The following is a 22,275-nucleotide window of genomic DNA, read 5'->3' on the forward strand; positions in this document are numbered from 1 at the left end:
ACACTCCTTCGTCAGATCCATTTCCGCGTTGGCCTTGATGCGGGTAAAGCTACTCCTGCAGGCTCGCATCACCTGCCTGGGAAGTGCCCGCAAAGGCCCGTGCTGACGCAATAAAAAGCCTTCCTACCCCCGTGCCGCTGGCCGAGGGTGCATGACCGCGCGTTGGCGTTCTTGCTCGAGGAATTTCATGATGATCGGGGCGACGGCCTCGGCCCGGGTGATCAGGAACAGGTGGCCATCATCGATTATGTGTAGCTGGGCATTGGGAATCCGCCAGGCCAGCAGGCGCATGTTGATCAGCGGGATCAGCGGATCGTCGTCGCCGGCCAGCACCAGGGTGGGCTGGTGGATCTTGTGCAGCCAGTGGATGCTGGTCCAGCCGAGCCCGGCAAACAGCTGCCAGTAGTAGCCCAGCTTGCCGCCCGAACGGACCTTCGAGGCATGGTGCATGGCCAGGTCCGGATCCCGGCGAAAGCCGCCGCCATAGATCAGCGGCGCGATGCGGATGACATGGGAGGGCTGCACGTAGCGCCGTGGGCTGGCCATCATCCACAACACCTTGGGCTTGCCCGGTACCATCACCGCGCCGGCGGCGGTGGCGGCCAGCACCAGTTTCTTGCAGCGTTCGGGGTAGTCGTGGGCGAACTGCTGGGCCAGGGCGCCGCCCCAGGACACGCCGATGACATTGACCTGGCCGTAGTCCAGGTAGTCGAGCATCCTTGCCGTCAACTTGGCCAGGCCGGGAAAACGGTAGGGGTGACGAGGCGTGGACGAGCCGCCCACCCCGGGCACGTCGAAGGCGATGACCTCCAGGTCCGGGTCCAGGGCCTCGATGAATGGAAACACCAGCTCGAGGTTGGCGCCGATGCCGTTGAAGATCAGCAGCGGCGTCAGGTGTGGCTTGCCCGGGCGGACCGCAGTGCGGATGGACTGGTCGTCCAGCTCGACGGTCCTGAAGATATACGGTTGCGGCATGCGCGTGACTCTGTGGTGAAAGTAGCGCCGCGCTGCGCCACCAGGCGCACCACGGCGGTTCGGCTCAACGCTCGTGCACGTATGTTCCCGGTGCGGCCTCGCCCGCGGTATAGGCGCGGTTACCCAGGCGTGTAGGTGCCTTCTTGAGTTCGCCGGCGCGCTCACCCAGCCAGGCCTGCCAATGCAGCCACCAGGAGTCGGCATGCTTGACCGCGTTCTCCTGCCAGGCCACCGGGTCGTCCGGGCGATCCTCGCCGGTCATGAAGCGCGCCTTGGGGTTGCCCGGTGGGTTGAGAATGCTCTGGATATGGCCACTGTTGGACAGCACGAACTCGATCTTGCCGCCGAACAGGTGCGCCGAGCGGTAGCACGACTGCCAGGGCGTGATGTGGTCGGCGGTGCCGGCAACGCTGTAGATGTCGCAGTCGACCTGCTTCAGGTCGATGGCCGTGCCGCACACCTCGAGGGCGTTGGAGCGGATCAGCGGGTTGTTCTTGAACATCTCGATCAGGTCGCCGTGGAAGGCGGCCGGCAGCCGGGTGGTGTCGTTGTTCCAGAACAGGATGTCGAACACCGGCGGCTCGTTGCCGAGCAGGTAGTTGTTGACCCAGTAGTTCCAGATCAGGTCGTTGGGGCGCATCCAGGCGAACACCTTGGCCATGTCGCTGCCTTCGAGCACGCCGGATTGATAGGAGTGGCGCTTGGCCGCCTCCAGGGTCTGCTCGTCGACGAACAATGCCACCTGGGTGTCGACGGTAGTGTCGAGCACGCTCACCAGCAGGGTCAGGGCATTGACCTTTTTCTCGCCGAGGGCGGCGTAATGGCCCACCAGCGCGGTGCAGGTGATGCCGCCGGAGCAGGCACCGAGCATGTTCAGGTCCTTGCTGCCGGTGATCGCCAGCACCGCGTCGACGGCTTCCTTGAGTGCGTCGATGTAGGTGGACAGGCCCCACTCGCGCTGGGCCTTGGTCGGGTTGCGCCAGCTGACGATGAAAGTCTGTTGCTGCGAGCGCAGGCAGAAGCGCGCCAGGCTCTTTTCCGGGCTCAGGTCGAAGACGTAGAACTTGTTGATCTGCGGCGGCACTACCAGCAGCGGGCGGCTGTGCACCTGCTCGGTGATGGGGCTGTACTGGATCAGCTCCAGCACATCGTTGCGGTACACCACCGCGCCTTCGCTGGTGCCGAGGTTCTTGCCGACCTCGAAGGCCTCCATGTTCACCTGGCTGGGCATGCCGCCGTTGTTGACGATGTCCTTGGCCAGGTTGGACAACCCGTCGAGCAGGCTCTTGCCGCCGGTCTCGAAGAAGCGTTTGACTGCAGCCGGGTTGGAGAGGGTGTTGGTGGGCGCCATGGCCTCGGTCACCAGGTTGATGACGAACTGCCCGCGGCTGATGTCCTGCGGCGACAGGTCGCTCTCGCTGATCCAGTCGTTGAGTTCCTTGCGCCAGGCGAGGTAGGTCTGCAGGTAGCGGCGATAAAGGGGGTTCTTGCTCCACGCCGGGTCGCTGAAGCGACGGTCGTCGCCTTCCGGCTGCAGCGCCGACTTGCCCAGCAGGACGTTCTTCAGCTCCAGGCCGAAGTGCGCCACGTGCTTGGCGCTGTGCAAGGGCTGGCGCATGGCCTGGCGCAATACCGTGCGCGCCGATGTAAGTAGATCCTTGCGGCGAATGCCGATGACCGGGTTGAGCCCCAGGGTGTTTTCCGAGGCCTGCCGCTGCAACTCATCGTTGTTCTTGTTACTCATCTACGACGCTCCGTTGTCCTGAGACGAGTACCGGTGTGCTGTGACAGCCCGGTACTGCTACTCGGGTGACCAGTGATAAGGAACAGCGGTGCTGCGACCGGATGCGTGCCGATGATGAGCTGCGGGGGTTTCTGCGTGTGAAGACAACCTGCTTTCGCTCGCGACCTCTACATACCGGCCTGGCCCTGCCTGCCCGGAGGCGATGCAGGGAACTTGCCAGCTCCATTGGTTACCCGACTTTCGTGTAATGCGCAAGACAGCCAATCTTTGGCAGTCATCCAGGCATTCAAGCAGATGAGATTAGAAAATGCGCTCTAAAGCTTGCGGGGCTTGAGCTAGAGCATCAATTTCACCACCGATTCGGACGGGTCGCGGGATTTGCCGGCCTTGTGCAATTCGTCGAGGTAGTCGGCCCATAGCTGTTCCTGGCGCAGGCACAGCTGCTCGAGGTATTCCCAGGTGAACAATCCTGAGTCATGGCCGTCGTCGAAGGTCAGTTTCAGTGCATATTGACCGGCCGGTTCCAGACCGCTGAGACCGACGTTGATCTTGCCGAATTGCAGGATGGGATTGCCGTGGCCCTGGACTTCGGCGGAGGGCGAGTGCACGCGCAGGAACTCGGCGGGCAGGTGGTAGACCTCGCCGGGGGCGTAGGTGAGGGTGAGGGTCTTGGAAGCTTTGTGCAGATTGATCGCGGTGGGCAGGCGGGCCATGGGTGACTCTCTCTTTGGCTTCAAGCTGCAAGCTTCGAGTGATTCCAGGCATTGTGCAAGGGGGCCGCAAGGCGGCCCCCTGCGGTCTTACAGGATGTAACGCGACAGGTCTTCGTTCTGCGCCAGCTCACCCAGGTGGCTGTTGACGTAGGCGGCGTCGATGTGGATCGGCGTCTCGTCGTGGGCGCTGGCCAGGTCGCCGGCGCTGAACGACACCTCTTCGAGCAGGCGCTCGAGCAGGGTGTGCAGGCGGCGGGCACCGATGTTCTCGGTCTTCTCGTTGACCTGGTAGGCGATCTCGGCCAGGCGCTTGAGGCCCTCGTCGGCGAACTCGATGTTCAGGCCCTCGGTCTTGAGCAGGGCACTGTACTGCTCGGTCAACGAGGCGTGCGGTTCCTTGAGGATGCGCTCGAAGTCTTCCGGGGTCAGCGCCTTGAGCTCGACACGGATCGGCAGGCGGCCTTGCAGCTCGGGCACCAGGTCGCTCGGCTTGCTCAGGTGGAACGCGCCGGAGGCGATGAACAGGATGTGGTCGGTCTTGACCATGCCCAGCTTGGTGTTGACGGTGCAGCCTTCGATCAGCGGCAGCAGGTCGCGCTGCACGCCTTCACGGGAGACATCGGCGCCGCCAACGTTGCCACGCTTGGCAACCTTGTCGATTTCGTCGATGAACACGATACCGTGCTGCTCGACCGCTTCCAGGGCCTTGGCCTTGAGCTCTTCCTCATTGACCAGGCGGCCGGCTTCTTCGTCGCGGACCATCTTCAGCGCGTCCTTGACCTTGAGCTTGCGCGCCTTGCGCTTGCCCTTGCCCATGTTGGCGAACAGGCTCTGCAGCTGGTTGGTCATCTCTTCCATGCCGGGCGGCGCGGCGATTTCGACGCCCATGTTCTCGGCGACTTCGATCTCGATTTCCTTGTCGTCCAGCTGGCCTTCGCGCAGGCGCTTGCGGAACAGCTGGCGGGTGTTGGAGTCGCTGCTGCTCTGCTGGGCTTCCTCGCTGAAGCTGCTGACCCGCGCCTGTGGCAACAGGGCATCGAGGATGCGGTCCTCGGCGGCGTCCTCGGCGCGGTGGCGCACGCGGACGATCTCCTGCTCGCGCAGCATCTTCAGCGCGGCATCGGCCAGGTCACGGATGATCGACTCGACATCACGGCCAACGTAGCCGACCTCGGTGAACTTGGTCGCCTCGACCTTGATGAACGGTGCATTGGCCAGCTTGGCCAGGCGGCGGGCGATTTCGGTCTTGCCCACGCCGGTGGGGCCGATCATCAGGATGTTCTTGGGGGTGACTTCGGCACGCAGCTCGGCGGGGAGCTGCATGCGCCGCCAGCGGTTGCGCAGGGCAATGGCGACGGCGCGCTTGGCGTCGTCCTGGCCGATGATGTGGCGGTTGAGTTCGTGGACGATTTCGCGTGGGGTCATGGACATGATGTATGGGGTCCTCAAGCACAGTGATCAGTGTGGAAAAGTCCCGCTGCGAGCGGGACGCCAAAACAACTGATTCACTCGGCCAGGTCCTGCTCCTCGATGGTCAGGTTGTGGTTGGTGAACACGCAGATGTCGCCGGCGATGTTCAGGGCGGCCTCGGTGATCTCGCGGGCCGACAGGTCGGTCTTGTTCAGCAGGGCGCGGGCCGCGGCCTGGGCATAGCCACCGCCGGAACCCATGGCGATCAGCCCGTCCTCGGGTTCGACCACGTCGCCGTTGCCGGTGATGATCAGGGATGCATCCTTGTTGGCCACGGCCAGCATCGCTTCCAGGCGGCTCAGCGAGCGGTCGGTACGCCATTCCTTGGCCAGCTCTACGGCGGCACGCACCAGGTGGCCGGAGTGTTTCTGCAGCTGGGCTTCGAAGCGCTCGAACAGGGTGAAGGCATCGGCGGTGGCACCGGCAAAGCCGGCGATGACCTGGCCGTTGTACAGGCGACGCACTTTCTTGGCGTTGCCTTTCATCACGGTGTTGCCGAGGGAAACCTGGCCGTCGCCGCCCATGACGACTTTGCCGTTACGGCGGACAGAAACGATGGTAGTCAAGGGAGAGTCTCCACGCAGCGGGGCGAAAATGCCTGATGCAGACTCATATGGGGGGAGGGGGGAAGGATTTCAACCGAGAGGGATGAATGGTTGTTTCAAGGCATTGCCTGGCAGGCCTGCTCCACACGATGACCCCAGGGGGCTTCGTGGGAGCGGGCTCGCCCCGCGATGGCGTTAGTCAGGCCTCGTGGCAGACGTGTCCATCGACCAAGGTATAACGCACTGCGCCCGGCAGGCAGTGGCCGATGAACGGGCAGTTCTCACCGCGGGAGAACCAGTGTTCGCCGGCCACGGTCGAGGCTTTCGGGTCGAACAGCACCAGGTCGGCGGCGGCGCCGACTTTCAGCTCGCCGGCTGGCAGGCGCATGGCTTTGGCCGGGCCGCTGCTCAGGCGCGCCAACAGGGTCGGCAGGTCGAGCAGGCCATCCTCGACCAGGGTCATGGCCAGCGGCAGCAACAGCTCGACACTGCTGATACCCGGCTCGGTGGCACCGAACGGCACCAGCTTGGCATCGCGTTCGTGGGGCTGGTGATGACTGGAGATCGCCTGGATCACCCCGGATTTCACCGCTTCGCGCAGTCCGTCGCGGTCGGCGGCGGTGCGCAGAGGTGGTTGCACGTGGTAAAGGCTTGAGAAGTCGCGCAGCGCCTCGTCGGTGAGGATCAGCTGGTACAGCGCCACATCGGCGGTGACCGGCAGTCCCAGTTGCTGGGCCTGGGCGATCAGCCGGGCGCCACGGGCGCTGGTGATCTGGGTGAAGTGGGCGCGCACGCCGCTCTGCTCGACCAGCAGCAGGTTGCGGGCCAAGGCCACGGTTTCGGCGGTTTCCGGGATGCCGGGCAGGCCGAGGAAGCTGGCCATCGGGCCCTCGTGGGCGAGGCCGCCCTGGGCCAGGTCGCGGTCCTGGGAATGGAACACCACGGTCAGGTCGAAGGTTGCGGCGTATTCCAGGGCGCGAGCCAGGGTGCGGTTGTTGGGGATCTCTTTCAGGCCGTTGCCGAAGGCCACGCAGCCGGTGTCGCGCAGGGCGACCAGTTCGGCCAGTTGCTCGCCTTCCAGGCCTTTGGTCAGGGCGCCGATCGGATAGACCTTGCTGTTGGCGGCTTCGCGGGCGCGGTCGAGGATCAGTTCGGCGACCGCCGAGGTGTCCAGTACCGGCTTGGTCTGCGGCGGGCAGCACAGGCTGGTGACGCCGCCGGCGACCGCGGCGCGGGTTTCGCTGGCGATGTTGCCCTTGCGGCTGTAGCCCGGTTCGCGCAGGGAGACGCCGAGGTCTACCAGGCCGGGGGCGGCGACCAGGCCTTCGGCCTGGATCGTGCGGCTGGCGCTGAAGCCGGCCGGGGCCGCGCCGATGGCGGCAATGTGCCCGCCATCGAGGTGCAGGTCGGTGATGGTGTCCAGGCCGCTGGCAGGGTCGATGACCCGGGCGCCGATGATGCTTAGGGTCACTGGGCGTTCTCCTGCTCGAATTGACGTTGCGCGTTCTGCCCGCTCATGGCCATGGACAGCACGGCCATGCGCACGGCGATGCCGTAGGTGACCTGGTTGAGGATCACCGAGTGCTTGCCGTCGGCCACCGCCGACTCGATCTCCACGCCCCGGTTGATCGGACCCGGGTGCATGACGATGGCGTCGGGCTTGGCCCCGGCCAGGCGTGCGGTGGTCAGGCCGAACAGGCGGTAGAACTCGCCTTCGCTGGGCAGCAGGCCGCCGGCCATGCGCTCACGCTGCAGGCGCAGCATGATCACCACGTCGACATCCTTGAGGCCTTCGGCGAGGTCGGTGTAGACCTTCACGCCGTACTGCTCGATGCCGATCGGGATCAGTGTCTTCGGGCCGATCACGCGGATGTCCGGGCAGCCCAGCGCCTTGAGCGCGAGCATGTCCGAGCGGGCCACGCGCGAGTGCAGGATGTCGCCGACGATGGCCACCGACAGGTTCTCGAAGCTGCCCTTGTGCCGACGGATGGTGAGCATGTCGAGCATGCCCTGGGTCGGGTGCGCGTGGCGGCCGTCACCGCCGTTGATCACGGCCACGTCCGGGCACACGTGCTCGGCGATGAAATGGGCGGCACCGGAGTCGGAGTGGCGCACGACGAACATGTCGGCGGCCATGGCCTCCAGGTTGCGCAGGGTATCGAACAGGGTCTCGCCCTTGCTGGTCGAGGAGGTCGACACGTTCAGGCTGATCACGTCCGCCGACAGGCGCTGGGCGGCCAGCTCGAAGGTGGTGCGGGTACGGGTGGAGTTCTCGAAGAACACGTTGCACACGGTCTTGCCGCGCAGCAGCGGGACTTTCTTCACGGCCCGGGCGCCGACTTCGAGGAACGAGTCGGCGGTGTCGAGGATCTCGGTCAGCAGTTCGCGGGGCAAACCGTCGAGCGAGAGGAAGTGGCGCAGCTGGCCCTGATCATTGAGCTGCAGCGGGCGCTTGGCGTCGAATGGCGTCATCGCGGGGGACTCTTAAAGGGCGGATGCGGGAGCGAGGTCCTGGCGCTCGAGGGCGAGCGGCGTGGGTCCGGTCAATTTTACCCGTTCATGGGCGGCCAGGGACAGCGTGGCGCCAAGCACATTCGGGCGGATCGGCAGTTCGCCGGCATCCAGGTCGAGCAGGCACACCAGCGTCACGCTGGCCGGGCGGCCGTAGTCGAACAGCTCGTTGAGAGCGGCGCGGATGGTACGCCCGCTCATCAGCACGTCGTCCACCAGCACCAGGTGCTGGCCTTCGATCTCGAAAGGCAGTTCCGAGGGGCGCACCTGCGGGTGCAGGCCGTTCTGGCTGAAATCGTCACGGTAGAAGGAGACGTCCAGGGTACCCAGCGGGCTCTGGTCGCCGAGCTCGGCCTGCAGGGCCTGGGCCACCCACACGCCGCCGGTGCGGATACCGATGAAGCGTGGCTCGGCGATCGTGCGGCGGGCCAGGTGGGCGCGAAGGTCGACGGCCATCTGCCGGATCAGGTCGGCGGGATTGGGTAGGCTCATTGCGTGCTCCTCGGAAGGCGGGCGCCGGCAAGCAGCCGGCGGCAAAGCGGATTTAAGTGTTGGCCTCCAGCCAGCCTTGCAGCAGCAGGGCCGCGGCGATGGCGTCGACCGGGTTGTCGCGGTAGCTGCCGTGACGGCCGCCACGGGCCATCTGCTCGCCCTTGGCTTCGAAGGTGGTGAGCCGTTCGTCGTGGGTGTGTACTGGCAGGTTGTAGCGGCCGTGCAGGCGACGGGCGAATTTTTCGGCGCGTTCGCTCATCTCGCTGGGCGTGCCGTCCATGTTCAGCGGCAGGCCGACGACGATGGCGTCGGGTTTCCATTCCTTGATCAGCTTCTCGACCTGGTTCCAGTCCGGCACGCCGTTCTGTGCCTTGAGCGTGCACAGTTCTCGGGCCTGGCCGGTGATCACCTGGCCGACGGCCACGCCGATCTGCCGGGTGCCGTAGTCGAAGCCAAGCAGCAAGCGCAGTTCGGCCATCAGGCGTGGCCCGCCTGGCTGGTCAGCAGGCTGAGGTTGATCCCCAGGCTGGCGGCGGCGGCGCCCAGGCGCATGTCGCTGGCCATGCCGAAGATGATCTCTGGGTCGAACGGGCAGTTGAGCCAGGCGTTGTCGGCAAGCTCGGCCTCCAACTGGCCGGCTTCCCAGCCCGCGTAGCCCAGGGTGATCAGGCTCTTGCGCGGACCGTCGCCGGCGGCGATGGCGAACAGCACGTCCTGGGAGGTGGACAGCGACAGGCCCTCCAGTTCGACCGTGGCCTGGTAGCTGCGATCGTTGCTGTGCAGCACGAAGCCGCGGTCGGTCTGCACCGGGCCGCCCTGGTAGATCGGGACGTGCAGGGTGCTGGCCGGCGGCTCATCGTCCGGGCGCAACTGTTCGAGGATGTCGGCCAGGTTCAGCTCCTGCGGGCGGTTGACCACCAGGCCCATGGCGCCGTGGGCATTGTGCTCGACGATGTAGGTGAGGGTCTGGGCAAAGTTCGGATCGGCCATGTGCGGCATGGCGATCAGGAACTGGTGCTTGAGGTAGCTGGGGGCGAGGGTCTTCATGACCGCTAGTGTGGCGCCAGGTGGCGAGGCTGACAAGGTGCCAGGGGCACCTTGTCAGCGACACTACGGGTTACTGGAACAGCTTCACCACTTCGGGCGAGTACAGGCTGCGGGGTTCCGCTGTACGGGACAGGATGTACTACCTGACCGTTTCCTGCTCGGTATCCGGGAAGTTCTTCATGTAGGTCGGCGAATGGGCGGGTGCCTCCGGGTCGGCACCTGCGGCGATCAGTGCCGCAACACAGTCCGGGTTGTTCGAGCGGGCGGCCTCCAGCAGTGGGGTATGGACCGCCGTGCCTGGGGAAGTCACTTGAACAGCTTGACGATCTCGGCGGGATACAGGTCCGGCTCGGCGTCGGCCTGGGACAGTACATAGGCCTTGATCGTCTGTTGCCTGGCGGTCGGGTACTGCGCCAGGTAGCTCGCCGGGTACACCGGGGCCTGGGGGCTGGCGCCGGCCTTGATCAGGGCGGCGACGCAGTCTGGGTTGTTGCTCATCAGCGCTTCCTTGAGCGGCGTGCCGATCGGGAAGGTGCCTTGCTGCTCGTGAATGGCATCGATGGAGCTGCCCTTCTTCAGCAACAGTGCGATGCGCTGGTTCGCCTGAGGGTCCGGCTGGCCATTGAGTTCATAGGGGCGTTGGCAGACAAAGTGCAGAGGGGTGGAACCCGCGCCTGTCACCTGGTACGGGTTGGCGCCGGCCTCGACCAGCAGCTTGATCACCTCCAGGTTCGAGGCGCCTTTGCCGGTCAGGGGCGTGAAGTTGTTGGCCAGGGTGGCCTTGGCATCGGCGCCGGCGGCCAGCAGCAATTTTACCAGCTCTGGCGAGCCCTTTTCCGCCGCGGTGTTGAGGGGCGAAGCCGTGTCTTCCTGGGCCTGCACGTTCACATTGGCTTTTGCTGCGATCAGCGCCTTGACCATGCTCAGGTCGGCCTTGGAGGCCGGCTGCTCAGCCTGGTTGAGGGTCAGTAGCAGCAAGGTTTCGCCGTTTTCCTGAATCGGGGCATTGACGTTCACTTTCGGCAGGAACAGCTCGAAAGGTGCGGTCGCCTTGTAGGAGGCCGCCAGGAACACCGGTTGACCATCAGGATCGGCGCCCTGGTCGAGCAGGGCCTTGATGGCGGCCAGGCGCTGCGGGGTTTCGTCGTAGTGGTATTCGCCTACTTCGTCGATCAGTTTCTGCGTCAGGGCGGCGGCATCGGCGCACGCCACGGCGGGCAGTGCGAAGGTGCCAAGGGCAAAGACAAAGGCAGCGGTATTGCGGGCGAAGAGGGCGCGCGCCATGGAAGAGTCCTTTCTCTGTGGGATCCAAAGGCGCGCATGATTACAGAAGGGCTATTGTTTTGCCATCAGGTAAGCCCTGATGTCAGTTGCTCTGCAGCCGGTCACCCCTGGCAAAGCGCCAGGTACGGATGATCTCCAGGCGGTCGAACTCCGCCAGGTCCCCGGTGAACGGCGCGAAGGGCGCCGCCAGGCGCACGATGCGCTGGGCGGCCTGGTCCAGCACTGGCTGGCCGGAGGACTCCAGCACCAGCACCTCATACAGCGAGCCGTCGCGGTTGATCGACACCATCATCCGCAGGCTGCCGTACATCTGCTGGCGCCGGGCTTCTTCGGGGTAGTTGAGGTTGCCGATGCGCTCGACCTTCTTGCGCCACTCTTCCTTGTACCAGGCGCCCTTGTCGCGCAGGGTCGAGGCGGCGTTCAGGCGGTGGATGCGCGGGCGCTTGGCGTAGAGCTGCTGTTCCTGGGACAGCTCGGCCTCGAGGCTGGCGATCTGGCTGGACAGCTGCGAGCTGTCGAAGTCCGGAACCTTGGCCTGGGGCTGGGGTTGCGGCTTGCTTTCCTTCGGCTTGGGCTCGACTTTCTGCGGCTTCGGCGCCTGGGTGGCGACCACGGCCTTGGCCGGTGCCGGGGGTGTTTGCGGTTTCGCCGCCGGGGGCGGGGTGATCTTGTTGATCTTGCTGTCCTGGAACGGCGCGACCTCGGTGGTCTTGGGCACCGCTTTCTTGTCCAGGGTGCCGCTGCCCTGCTGGTTGTCCTGGGCCTGGAAGTCGGCCTTCTCGGGCGCTTTCTCGCTCTTGAAGGTGGCCAGGGTGATGTCCATGGCGTGACGAATCTCGGCCGGTTTGACCACGGTGAAACCCACGCCCAAGATCAGCGCCAGGTGCACCAGGGCGGCCAGGAACAGGGTGAAACCAAGCCGGTCCACCGGGCGGACGCGCGGTGGCAGCAGGTCGGGTGGGATGTCAGCGGGGAGCGTCATCGGGTATCCAAAGGCAGCTTCGAGTTACAAGCTGCAAGCTTCAAGTAAAAGCGGCTCGGTGCAGGCCTGCACATACTTGCGGCTTGCAGCTTGAAGCTTGCGGCTGCGCATCATACCCCACTGCGCGGTGTTGCCACGTGTCCTCGGTCAGCGCGCCTGAAGCTTGCGATCAATGGCGTCCATCAATTGCCCGCCGATATTGGTGTTGAAGGCGGCGTCGATCTCGCGGATGCAGGTCGGGCTGGTGACGTTGATTTCGGTGAGGTAGTCGCCGATCACGTCCAGGCCGACGAACAGCAGGCCCTTTTCACGCAAGGTTGGGCCGACCTGGGCGGCGATCCAGCGATCGCGCTCGCTCAACGGGCGGGCTTCGCCGCGACCGCCGGCGGCCAGGTTGCCGCGGGTCTCGCCGCTGGCCGGGATGCGCGCCAGGCAGTAGTCCACCGGCTCGCCGTCGATCATCAGGATGCGCTTGTCGCCGTCCTTGATCGCCGGCAGGTAGGCCTGCGCCATGATCTGCTGGGCGCCGAGCGCGGTCAGGGTCTCGAGGATCACCGACAGGTTGGGGTCGCCGACCCGGTGACGGAAGATCGAAGTGCCACCCATGCCATCCAGCGGCTTGAGAATCACATCACCATGCTCGGCGGCGAACTCGCGGATGATGTCGGGGCGACGGCTGACCAGGGTGGGGGGCGTGCACTGCGGGAACAGCGTGGCGAACAGCTTTTCGTTGCAGTCGCGCAGACTCTGCGGTCTGTTGACCACCAGCACGCCCTCGGCCTCGGCCTGTTCCAGCAGGTAGGTGCTGTAGACGAACTCCATGTCGAAGGGCGGGTCCTTGCGCATCAGGATCACGTCCAGCTCGGCCAGGGTGCTGTCCTGCTCTTCGCCCAGTTCGAACCAGCGGGCCGGGTCGGCGAACACCTTGAGCGGGCGCATGCGTGCGCGGGCCTTGCCCTGGCCCTGGTACAGGTCGCGCTGCTCCATGTAGAACAGGCTCCAGCCGCGGGCCTGGGCGGCCAGCAGCATGGCCAGCGAGCTGTCCTTTTTGTAGGAGATGGACGCGATGGGGTCCATGACAATCCCGAGGCGAACGCTCATGGGGTGGTTCCTCTTGGCGGCGCTTGGCCGCATGGCACGAAAGAAAAAGTGGCTCAGGGTGGCGCCGGGCGCGCCCACGGTCAAGGGGTGGGCGGATGGAATGGCCTTCGGGAGTGTGCTAAAAAGGCCAGGCACATGGCCTGCACGGCCTTTTGGCGAATTCGCTCCCAGGCAGAAGCGCAACTATGGAACAACCCCTGAAGGTGATGGTGATCGACGATTCCCGCACGATCCGCCGCACCGCGCAGATGTTGCTCGGCGAGGCAGGCTGCGAGGTGATCACCGCCAGTGACGGCTTCGACGCCCTGGCCAAGATCGTCGACCACAAACCGCGGGTCATCTTCGTCGACGTGCTGATGCCGCGCCTCGACGGCTACCAGACCTGCGCCATCATCAAGCACAACAGCGAGTTCAAGGACACCCCGGTGATCCTGCTTTCTTCCCGCGACGGCCTGTTCGACAAGGCCCGCGGCCGGGTGGTCGGTTCCGACCAGTTCCTGACCAAACCTTTCAGCAAGGAAGAACTGCTCGACGCGATCCGTGCCTGCGTGCCCGGCTTCGCTGCGCAGGATCCACACGCACCCTGACGCGCCCACGCAAGGCGGCGTCTCTATTTCCTGATGGGGAAACAGCATGGCCCGAGTTCTGATTGTCGACGACTCGCCGACAGAGATGTACAGATTGACCGAATGGCTGGAGAAGCACGGCTATGGGGTGCTCAAGGCCGACAACGGCGCCGACGGCGTGGCCCTGGCGCGCCAGGAAAAGCCTGACGCGGTGCTGATGGACATCGTCATGCCCGGCATGAACGGTTTCCAGGCCACCCGCCAGTTGAGCAAGGACCCGGAAACCAGCGCCATCCCGGTGATCGTGGTCACCACCAAGGACCAGGAAACCGATCGGATCTGGGCCCAGCGCCAGGGCGCCCGCGACTTCCTGACCAAACCTGTGGAAGAAGACGCGCTGATCGCCAAGCTCAAAGAAGTGCTGCAGGCTTGACCACCCGGCCCCAGGGCGCGTCGCTGACCGCCTTCGAGCTGCTGCTGGACATCGACCGGCGCTGCCGCCTGCTGGTGGCCGACCAGCCACCACAGGACCTCCGCCTGCAACAATGGAGCGGCATCGGCTTTCGTGTTGCCGGGCAGTGGTTCGTCGCGCCCATGGGCGAAGTCGCCGAAGTGCTGCGCGAACCCCGCGGTAGCCGGGTGCCGGGTGTGCAGCCCTGGGTGCGTGGGGTGGCCAACCTGCGAGGGCGGCTGCTGCCGGTGATGGACCTGTGTGCGTTCTTTGGCCTTGGCCCGGCTGCAGCGGGCAAGCAACGGCGGGTGCTGGTGCTGGATCATGAAGAGCTGTTCGCCGGGCTGCTGGTGGACGAAGTGGTCGGCCTGCAGCACTTCGCCCTGAGCAGTCTCGAGCTGTCACCGCCGCAACCGTTGATCCGTGCGGCCGCGCCCTTTGTGCAGGGCCATTTTCCCCGTGAGCGCAATTGGGCGATCTTCAGCCCGTTCGCCCTGGCCCAGGCGCCGGGCTTTCTCGATGTGGCGTTGTAGAGGACTTTCGACGTGAACAAGCCAGGACCCACCGTTGCCGCAGCCGGCGTCTCGCCCGCCGCCGTGGCCCAACGCCCGCGCAGCACCGCGCAGATCACCGTGCTGTTCGTGGTGCTGATCCTGTCGATCGTCCTGTTGTTCGCCAACTTCGCCTACCTCAACACCCAGGCCAACCACGACAAGCAGTACATCGGCCATGCCGGCGAGCTGCGCGTGCTGTCCCAGCGCATTGCCAAGAACGCCACCGAGGCGGCGGCGGGCAAGGCGTTGGCGTTCAGGCTGCTCAGCGATGCGCGCAACGACTTCGAGCGGCGCTGGAGCTACTTGCGCGAGGGTGACAAGACCACCGGCCTGCCCGCAGCGCCCGTGGCGGTGCGCGATGAAATGGACGCGGTACGCCAGGATTGGGAGAACCTGCGCAAGAACACCGACACCATTCTTGCCAGCGAACAGACCGTGCTGTCGCTGCATCAGGTCGCGGCCACCCTGGCCGAGACCGTTCCGCAGTTGCAGGTCGAATACGAGAAAGTGGTGGAAATCCTGCTGCAGAGCGGTGCGCCGGCCAATCAGGTGGCCGTGGCCCAGCGCCAGTTGCTGCTGGCCGAGCGCATTCTCGGCTCGGTCAACACCGTGCTCGCCGGTGACGAGACCTCGGTGCAGGCCGCCGATGCCTTCGGCCGCGACGCCAGCCGCTTCGGCCAGGTGCTCGAGGGCATGCTGGCCGGCAACCCGGCGATTCAGGTCACCCGCGTCGAGGATGCCGATGCCCGGGCACGGCTGGCCGAGATCGCCGAACTTTTCCAGTTCGTCTCGGGCTCGGTGGACGAAATCCTCGAGACTTCGCCGGAGCTGTTCCGCGTGCGCGAGGCTGCCGGCAACATCTTCAGCCTGTCGCAGACCCTGCTCGACGAGGCCTCGCACCTGGCCAACGGCTTCGAGAACCTGGCAGGCGGGCGTACCCTCGACACCGTAGGTGGCTACGTGCTCGGCCTGCTGGCACTGGCTTCGATCATCCTTATTGGCCTGGTGATGGTGCGCGCCACCCACCGCCAGCTCCGCGAGACCGCCGAGAAAAACGAGCGCAACCAGCAGGCGATCATGCGCCTGCTCGACGAGATCGAGGAACTGGCCGACGGCGACCTGACCGTCACCGTCTCGGTGACGGAGGACTTCACCGGGGCCATCGCCGACTCGATCAACTTCTCGGTGGACCAACTGCGCGACCTGGTGGCCACCATCAACCACAGTGCCGAGCAGGTCGCCGCTGCGGTGCAGGACACCCAGAACACCGCCCGCCAACTGGCCAAGGCGTCAGAGCACCAGGCCGAGCAGATCAGCGAGGCGTCCGAGGCGGTGGGCGACATGGTCGAATCGATCGACCGGGTTTCTGCGCATGCCTATGAATCGGCCAAGGTGGCCGAGCGCTCGGTGGCCATCGCCAACAAGGGCAACGAGGTGGTGCACAACACCATCCACGGCATGGACAACATCCGCGAGCAGATCCAGGACACCGCAAAGCGGATCAAGCGCCTGGGTGAGTCCTCCCAGGAGATCGGCGATATCGTCAGCCTGATCGACGACATTGCCGAGCAGACCAACATCCTCGCCCTCAACGCGGCCATCCAGGCATCGCTCGCCGGCGAGGCCGGCCGCGGCTTTGCCGTGGTCGCCGACGAGGTGCAGCGCCTGGCTGAGCGCTCGTCCTCGGCAACCCGGCAGATCGAGGCGTTGGTGCGCACCATCCAGGCCGACACCAACGAGGCGGTGATCTCCATGGAACAGACCACCGCCGAAGTGGTGCGCGGCGCGCGCCTGGCCCAGGACGCCGGCGTGGCCCTGGCCGAGATCGAAGGCGTATCGCAGACGATGGCCGACCTTATTCACAGCATCTCCGATGCCGCTCAGTTGCAGACGTCGTCTGCCGGGCAGATTTCCCACACCATGGCGGTGATCCAGCAGATCACCGCACAAACCTCCGCCGGCTCCGGCGCCACGGCTGACAGCATTCGCCACCTGGCACGCATGGCCAGCGAGATGCGCCGTTCGGTATCCGGTTTCACCCTGCCCAAACCGGTGGAGCGGTCGTGAGCGGGGCCAGCATGGCCGGCCCGGGCAGTACGGCCGGCGAGCGCCACGACACGGTGGCCCTGGCCTGGATCAAGGCCCCCATCCTTGATTGCCTGGCGCAGGCGCGCCAGGCCCTGGAGCGTTTCTCGGCAGAACCGGGCGACCTGTCGATGCTGGCGTTCTTCGTCGACAACCTGCACCAGGTGCACGGTTGCCTGCGCCTGCTCGAATTGCCGGGCGCGACGCGCCTGGCCGAGGAACTGGAGCTGCTTGGGCGGGCCATGGCCGAGGGCCAGGTGAGCCCCCGTGGCGACTGCCTGGGCGCGCTGTTCCGGGGGCTCGAGCAATTGCCGCCCTACCTGGATCGCCTGCGCGGGGCACGCCACGACCTGCCATTGGTGGTCATGCCCCTGCTCAACCAGCTGCGGGTCTGTCGCGGTGCCGAACCCCTGGCCCAAGGCAGCCTGCTGGGTGACCTCGGGCAGCGTCTGGCTGGCGCGGCGGACTTGGCCAACCTCGACCTTTCCCTGGGGAGCTGGCGTGAACACATGCAGGCCGGCCCTGGGCGCGACGCGCTGCGTTCGGTGGTGATGGCGCTGTGCGATGACCTGATGCGCATCAAGGACCGACTCGACCCCTTCGTCAGTGGCGAGCATCCGCCACGCGAACCGCTGGAGACGTTGCTGCCGCCCCTGCGCCATGTCGCCGACACCCTGGCAGTGCTGGGTTTCCAGCAGCCACGACGCGTGATCATCGACCAGGTGCTGGCGCTGCAGGCGCAGGTCGAGAAGGACGGCGCGGTGGACGAGGCATTGTTGATGGATGTCGCCGGGGCGCTGTTGTACGTCGAGGCCACCCTCAACGGCATGGTTGGCCCGCTGGAGGAGACCTCGCCAGGCAACCTGCCTGGCTCTGACCTGGCCGAGATTCGCCAGCTGGTACTCAACGAGTCGCTCAATGTGCTGCAGCAGGCCAAGGACCTGATCGGCGACTGCCTGGAGTCGGACTGGTCGCGTCAGCGCCTGCAGGCCTTGCCCGGTCTGCTGCAGCAGGTGCGCGGGGCGTTGGCGATGTTGATGCTGCCGGCTGCCGCCGAAGTGTTCGGTGGGTGTGCGGGATATGTGCAGGGCTGGCTGGTCCATGTGGAGGACGAGCCGCTGCCCGATGAGCTGGCCCATCTGGCCGATGCCCTGTGCGCTGGCGAGGCCTGGTTGCAGTGGCGGGTGGCCGATCCACTGGCCGATGCCCAGCGTTTCATCGACATGGCCCACGCCAGCCTGACCGCCTTGGGCGTGCAATGCCCACGACTTGAACGCCCCTTGGCTGGCTCCCGGATGGCGGACGGTATCGATGACGAGTTGCGCGAGGTGTTTCTCGAAGAGGCCGGCGAACTGTTGCCTGAAATCGAGCGGCAATGGCTGCGTTGGCGTGCCGACAACGGTTTGCGTGATTCACTGATCGAGGTGCGTCGCGCGCTGCATACGCTCAAGGGCAGCGGGCGGATGGTCCACGCAGAGGCCGTGGCGGAACTTGCCTGGGGCGCCGAGCACCTGCTGAACCGGGTGTTGGAGGGGCGCATCACGCTGAGCGCCGAAGGCCTGGTGGCTTTGCAGCAGGTCTTCGTGCGCCTGCCCGACCTGCTCGCCGACTTCGCCGCCAGCCAACTGCCGCCCACTGCGGAGATCGAGCAACTGGCCGGGCATCTGCACGCGCTGGCGCTCAATGACACGCCGGTCAGTGCCAGCATCGACGGTCTCGATCCGCAGTTGCTGGAGATTTTCCGTAACGAGGCCCAAGGGCACCTGGCCGGGCTCGATGCTTTCCTGCAGGTGGCTGATGCTCAAGGCTCAGTGGTCAGCGACAGCCTGCAACGCGCCTTGCACACCCTCAAGGGCAGCGCCGCCATGGCCGGCGTGATGCCGGTGGCGGAACTGGCCACCGCGCTCGACCGCCTGGTGCGCGAGTACAAAGGTCACCACCTGCCTTTGCAGCAGGCCGAGATCGAGCTGCTGGAGGCTGCGCGTGCGCTGTTCCACCTGGGGCTGGCCCAGCTGGACAGCACGCCATTGGCTGCCATTCCGGGGGCTGCGGCGTTGATCGAGCAGGTCGGGCAAACGGTCGATGCCAGGCTGGCCAGGCACCAGGCCGAGGCGCACCCGGCACGCCGGGCCCGGCGTGACCCGCAACTGACGGCCACTTTCCTGACCCTGGGCATGGATATCCTGCTCGACGCCGAGGCGCGGCTGGCCAACTGGCAGGCCGACCCCACGCAGCATCATGAGCTGCACCTGCTGCTCGAGGAAATGACCACCCTCAGCCATGGCGCGCACCAGGCCGAGCTGTGGCAGGTGGATGAAGTCTGCGAAGGGCTGCTCGACCTGTACGGTGCGGTCGAAGAGGGCAGCCTGGCGGTGACGCCGCGTTTCTTCGCCATCGCCCGGCAGGCCCACGAAGCACTGTTCGACCTGTTCGACGAAATAGCCGCCGGGCAGGATCCGACAGCACGCCCCGATTGCCTGGCCGCCTTGCACGGCTTGCTTGATGATGCCCTCGACCCGGCGGCCCTGGGGCTGGTCGGCGCAGCTGGCGCGACAACGCTGCCTATCGCAGGTCAGCTACCGGACCCCGCGGTCGTCGATCTGTTCCTCGAGGAAGCCGCCGATATTCTCGAAGGCGCCGACCAGGCGCTGCGGCAATGGAAGGACGATCCCGAAAGCCTGTCACCGCTGTCTGCGTTGCAGCATGATGTGCTGACCCTCAAGGGCGGCGCGCAGATGGCTGCGATCGGTGCCATCGAAGTGCTTGCCCAGGAGCTCGCGCTGCTCTACGAAGGGCTGGTGGACCGGCGGATCGGGGCAAGCCCGGGGCTGTTCGAGCTGCTCGCACGCAGCCATGACGCCCTGGCCGGGATGCTGCGCAGTTTGCACGAGGGCCAGTCACCGCTGTCGGCGGTGGAGTTGCTGGGTGAGCTGCGCGATTTCCGTCACAACGCTCCGCCACCTGGCCCGGTCGAGGCGCAGGACGACACGCAGGCAAGCGAAGGCGACAAGGAGCTGCTGGAAGTTTTCCTCGAGGAGAGTTCCGATATCCTCGAAAGCGCGGCCCAGTCCCTGGCGCGCTGGCAGGCCGACCCGCGCAACACGGTCGAGGTGGAGAACCTGTTGCGCGACCTCCACACCCTCAAGGGTGGGGCGCGCATGGTCGAGATCGCCGCCATCGGCGACCTGGCCCATGAGCTGGAATTCCTCTACGAGCTACTGGCGGCCGCACGGCTGCCGTCGACGCCGGCCTTGTTCAGCCTGCTGCAGAACTGCCATGACCGCCTGGCGCACATGCTCGACGCTGCGCGCCTGGGCGAGCCGCTGCATGCGGCGACGGCGCTGATCGACTATATCCGCAACTTCTCCAGCGCCGCGCTGACCGACAGCGCCGCCGGGCAGCCCCAGGCCGAGCCCGCCCCGGCCGAAGCACCGGCTGTGGCCCCCGAGCGGGCCGGGGACATGGTCAAGGTCGATGCCGAACTGCTGGACGACCTGGGCAACCTGGCCGGCGAGCATTCGGTGATCCGCGGGCGCATCGAGCAGCAGGTCAACGATGCGCAGTTCGCCCTCAACGAGATGGAGACCACGCTGGAGCGCATGCGCGACCAGCTGTTGCGCCTGGATATCGAGACCCAGGGGCGGATCTCGAGCCGGCACCAGTTTGAGGGTGATGCCTACGACGACTTCGACCCACTTGAGATGGACCGCCATTCGCAGTTGCAGCAATTGTCGCGGGCGCTGTTCGAGTCCACCTCGGACCTGCTCGACCTCAAGGAAACCCTGCTGCAGCGGGCCCAGGAGGCGCACAGCCTGTTGCAGCAGCAGGCGCGGGTCAACAGCCAGTTGCAAGAGGGGCTGACCGCCACCTTGATGGTACCGTTCGAGCGCCTGGTGCCGCGTTTGCAGCGGGTGGTGCGGCAGGTGGCCAGCGAACTGGGCAAGCAGGTCGAACTGGTGGTCGGCAATGCCGAGGGCGAGCTGGACCGCAGCGTGCTCGAACGCATGGTCGCGCCGCTCGAGCACATGCTGCGCAATGCCGTCGACCATGGCCTGGAAGCCCGCGAGGCGCGCCTGGCGGCGGACAAGCCGGAGCAGGGCACCATCCACCTGAACTTGCTGCACGAAGGCGCCGACATCGTCATCGAGATGAGCGACGACGGCGCCGGGGTGCCGCTGGAGGCGGTGCGCAACAAGGCGATCAAACGCGGCCTGCTCGATCCGCAGGCGCGTCTGAGCGACCACGAGATCCTGCAGTTCATCCTGCGCCCGGGGTTTTCCACGGCCGAGAAGATCACCCAGATCTCCGGGCGCGGCCTGGGCATGGACGTGGTCCATGAAGAGGTCAAGCAGCTGGGCGGTTCGATGAGCATCGAGTCCAGCCCCGGCAAGGGCGCGCGCTTCCTGATCCGCCTGCCCTTCACGGTGTCGGTGAACCGGGCGCTGATGGTGCATGTGGAGGATGAGCAATACGCAATTGGGCTGAACACCATCGAGGGCATCGTGCGCGTGCCGCCAGCGGAGCTGGAGGCCTGCTACCGGCTGGACCCGCCACGCTACAGCTATGCCGGGCATGACTACGCACTGCGTTACCTTGGCGAACTGTTGCAGGAGGGCACGCAGCCCAACCTGCTGGGCCAGAGCGTACCGCTGCCGGTGCTGCTCACCCATTCCCACGAGCAATCGTTCGCGATCCAGGTCGACAGCCTGTCGCCCAGCCGCGAGATCGTGGTCAAGAGCCTGGGCCCGCAGTTCGCGGCGGTGCCGGGGCTGTCCGGTGCCACCCTGCTTGGCGACGGGCGGGTGGTGCTGATTCTCGACCTGCTCGGCCAGTTGCGCGGCCAGCAGCGACGCCTGGCGCGCCTGCCGGGCGTGGCGCAGGGGCAGCATCTGCTGACGGGGCCCGTGCCGCGTCGGCCACTGCTGGTGATGGTGGTGGACGACTCGGTGACCGTGCGCAAGGTCACCAGCCGCCTGCTCGAACGCCACGGCATGAGCGTGCTGACCGCCAAGGACGGGGTAGATGCCATGGCGCTGCTCGAAGAGCATCGCCCGGACGTGTTGTTGCTGGACATCGAGATGCCGCGCATGGACGGTTTCGAGGTGGCCACGCGCATCCGCCGCGACCAGCGCCTGGCGCAGTTGCCGATCATCATGATCACCTCGCGCACCGGGCAGAAGCACCGCGACCGGGCCATGGCCATCGGCGTCAACGAATACCTCGGCAAGCCTTACCAGGAGTCGGTCCTGTTGCAGAGCATCGCCCACTGGAGCCAACCCCATGCTTGAACATATCGCCGGCCAGCGCAGCAGTCTCACCGGCCTGCTGTTGCCCTTGGGCGACCGCACCCTGGTACTGCCCAACGTGGCGGTGGCCGAATTGATTGGTCATCGCGCCATCGCCTGCGAGCAAGGGGAGCCGGCCTGGCACCTGGGCTGGGTGGACTGGCGCCAGCAGCGCCTGCCGTTGATCGGTTTCGAGGCGGCCTGTGGCGGGCAGACCACTTGCGGCGAGCGGGCACGGGTGGTGGTGCTCAATGCACTGGGGGATACCGGCCTGCGCTTCCTGGCGTTGCTGCTGCAGGGTATTCCGCGCTCGTGCAAGCTCGACAGCCAGTTGAACTATGTTGATGTGCCACTGGCCGCGCTGGAGTTGGCGGCAGTGCAGGTGGGCGAGCAGGTGGCGCGGGTGCCGGACCTGGCCGGGCTGGAAAGATTGGTGCGTGACGCTGATCTGCAATCTGCAGCTGGCTAGG

At 66.0% G+C, this 22,275-nt stretch carries 20 protein-coding genes; 6 read left to right on the forward strand and 14 right to left on the reverse strand.

From position 1 onward, the window contains the following. Positions 1-123: 123 nt before the first annotated feature. The 14 genes from phaZ to gshB all read right to left on the reverse strand — a co-directional run bounded on the left by phaZ (position 124) and on the right by gshB (position 12,864). A complete protein-coding gene (phaZ, locus tag AAHK21_RS16050; protein WP_038706927.1) occupies positions 124-975 on the reverse strand; it encodes a poly(3-hydroxyalkanoate) depolymerase in 852 nt (283 codons plus the stop codon). A gap of 64 nt (positions 976-1,039) precedes the next feature. Continuing rightward, positions 1,040-2,719 carry a class II poly(R)-hydroxyalkanoic acid synthase gene (phaC, locus tag AAHK21_RS16055; RefSeq protein ID WP_046853916.1) on the reverse strand — a complete coding sequence of 560 codons (1,680 nt, stop codon included), beginning with the start codon at positions 2,717-2,719 and terminating at the stop codon, positions 1,040-1,042. A gap of 335 nt (positions 2,720-3,054) precedes the next feature. Beyond that, positions 3,055-3,432 (reverse strand): gamma-butyrobetaine hydroxylase-like domain-containing protein, encoded by a 378-nt coding sequence (locus AAHK21_RS16060; RefSeq protein ID WP_046853917.1) that lies wholly within the window; start codon positions 3,430-3,432, stop codon positions 3,055-3,057. Between the two features lie 87 nt (positions 3,433-3,519). Next, on the reverse strand, positions 3,520-4,863 hold the full coding sequence (gene hslU, locus AAHK21_RS16065) for an ATP-dependent protease ATPase subunit HslU (RefSeq protein WP_046853918.1): 1,344 nt from the start codon (positions 4,861-4,863) through the stop codon (positions 3,520-3,522). 74 nt (positions 4,864-4,937) lie between these two features. Then, positions 4,938-5,468 (reverse strand): ATP-dependent protease subunit HslV, encoded by a 531-nt coding sequence (hslV, locus tag AAHK21_RS16070; RefSeq protein ID WP_011536056.1) that lies wholly within the window; start codon positions 5,466-5,468, stop codon positions 4,938-4,940. A gap of 178 nt (positions 5,469-5,646) precedes the next feature. Next, positions 5,647-6,918, reverse strand: coding sequence for a dihydroorotase (locus tag AAHK21_RS16075; protein ID WP_367857759.1), 1,272 nt, complete (start codon positions 6,916-6,918; stop codon positions 5,647-5,649). Continuing rightward, positions 6,915-7,919, reverse strand: a complete 1,005-nt coding sequence (locus AAHK21_RS16080) for an aspartate carbamoyltransferase catalytic subunit (RefSeq protein ID WP_038706925.1) — start codon at positions 7,917-7,919, stop codon at positions 6,915-6,917. The genes AAHK21_RS16075 and AAHK21_RS16080 overlap by 4 nt, the downstream gene beginning before the upstream one ends. Positions 7,920-7,931: 12 nt before the next feature. Beyond that, a complete protein-coding gene (gene pyrR / locus AAHK21_RS16085) occupies positions 7,932-8,450 on the reverse strand; it encodes a bifunctional pyr operon transcriptional regulator/uracil phosphoribosyltransferase PyrR (RefSeq protein WP_102682235.1) in 519 nt (172 codons plus the stop codon). Between the two features lie 52 nt (positions 8,451-8,502). Beyond that, positions 8,503-8,928 carry a Holliday junction resolvase RuvX gene (ruvX, locus tag AAHK21_RS16090; protein WP_028688357.1) on the reverse strand — a complete coding sequence of 142 codons (426 nt, stop codon included), beginning with the start codon at positions 8,926-8,928 and terminating at the stop codon, positions 8,503-8,505. Continuing rightward, positions 8,928-9,497, reverse strand: a complete 570-nt coding sequence (locus tag AAHK21_RS16095) for a YqgE/AlgH family protein (protein WP_046853921.1) — start codon at positions 9,495-9,497, stop codon at positions 8,928-8,930. The genes ruvX and AAHK21_RS16095 overlap by 1 nt, the downstream gene beginning before the upstream one ends. Positions 9,498-9,636: 139 nt before the next feature. Continuing rightward, the gene (locus AAHK21_RS16100) at positions 9,637-9,807 is read right to left on the reverse strand and encodes a hypothetical protein (RefSeq protein ID WP_367857760.1); all 171 of its coding nucleotides are present in this window, start codon (positions 9,805-9,807) and stop codon (positions 9,637-9,639) included. After that, complete coding sequence (locus AAHK21_RS16105) at positions 9,804-10,781, reverse strand: ankyrin repeat domain-containing protein (RefSeq protein ID WP_367857761.1); 978 nt, start codon at positions 10,779-10,781, stop codon at positions 9,804-9,806. The genes AAHK21_RS16100 and AAHK21_RS16105 overlap by 4 nt, the downstream gene beginning before the upstream one ends. A gap of 82 nt (positions 10,782-10,863) precedes the next feature. Then, the gene (locus AAHK21_RS16110) at positions 10,864-11,763 is read right to left on the reverse strand and encodes an energy transducer TonB (RefSeq protein WP_023631717.1); all 900 of its coding nucleotides are present in this window, start codon (positions 11,761-11,763) and stop codon (positions 10,864-10,866) included. A 147-nt stretch (positions 11,764-11,910) separates the two neighbouring features. Then, positions 11,911-12,864, reverse strand: a complete 954-nt coding sequence (gene gshB, locus AAHK21_RS16115) for a glutathione synthase (protein WP_110702117.1) — start codon at positions 12,862-12,864, stop codon at positions 11,911-11,913. A gap of 185 nt (positions 12,865-13,049) precedes the next feature. Between gshB and pilG the strand changes: the two genes are divergently transcribed. The 6 genes from pilG (at position 13,050) to AAHK21_RS16145 (ending at position 22,274) form a co-directional block, all read left to right on the forward strand. Then, a complete protein-coding gene (gene pilG, locus AAHK21_RS16120; RefSeq protein WP_046853924.1) occupies positions 13,050-13,451 on the forward strand; it encodes a twitching motility response regulator PilG in 402 nt (133 codons plus the stop codon). A 46-nt stretch (positions 13,452-13,497) separates the two neighbouring features. Next, positions 13,498-13,863 carry a twitching motility response regulator PilH gene (gene pilH, locus AAHK21_RS16125; RefSeq protein WP_046853925.1) on the forward strand — a complete coding sequence of 122 codons (366 nt, stop codon included), beginning with the start codon at positions 13,498-13,500 and terminating at the stop codon, positions 13,861-13,863. Further along, complete coding sequence (locus AAHK21_RS16130; protein WP_367857762.1) at positions 13,860-14,414, forward strand: chemotaxis protein CheW; 555 nt, start codon at positions 13,860-13,862, stop codon at positions 14,412-14,414. Before pilH ends, AAHK21_RS16130 begins: the two co-directional genes overlap by 4 nt. A 63-nt stretch (positions 14,415-14,477) precedes the next feature. Then, positions 14,478-16,502 carry a methyl-accepting chemotaxis protein gene (locus AAHK21_RS16135; protein WP_156177729.1) on the forward strand — a complete coding sequence of 675 codons (2,025 nt, stop codon included), beginning with the start codon at positions 14,478-14,480 and terminating at the stop codon, positions 16,500-16,502. A gap of 11 nt (positions 16,503-16,513) precedes the next feature. Continuing rightward, a complete protein-coding gene (locus AAHK21_RS16140) occupies positions 16,514-21,808 on the forward strand; it encodes an Hpt domain-containing protein (protein ID WP_367858996.1) in 5,295 nt (1,764 codons plus the stop codon). After that, positions 21,801-22,274: a chemotaxis protein CheW gene (locus AAHK21_RS16145; protein ID WP_367857763.1), complete on the forward strand. Its 474-nt coding sequence runs from the start codon at positions 21,801-21,803 to the stop codon at positions 22,272-22,274. The genes AAHK21_RS16140 and AAHK21_RS16145 overlap by 8 nt, the downstream gene beginning before the upstream one ends. Position 22,275: the final 1 nt, after the last annotated feature.

The organism is Pseudomonas sp. TE50-2 (assembly GCF_040813665.1).
GTDB classification, from domain to species: domain Bacteria; phylum Pseudomonadota; class Gammaproteobacteria; order Pseudomonadales; family Pseudomonadaceae; genus Aquipseudomonas; species Aquipseudomonas soli.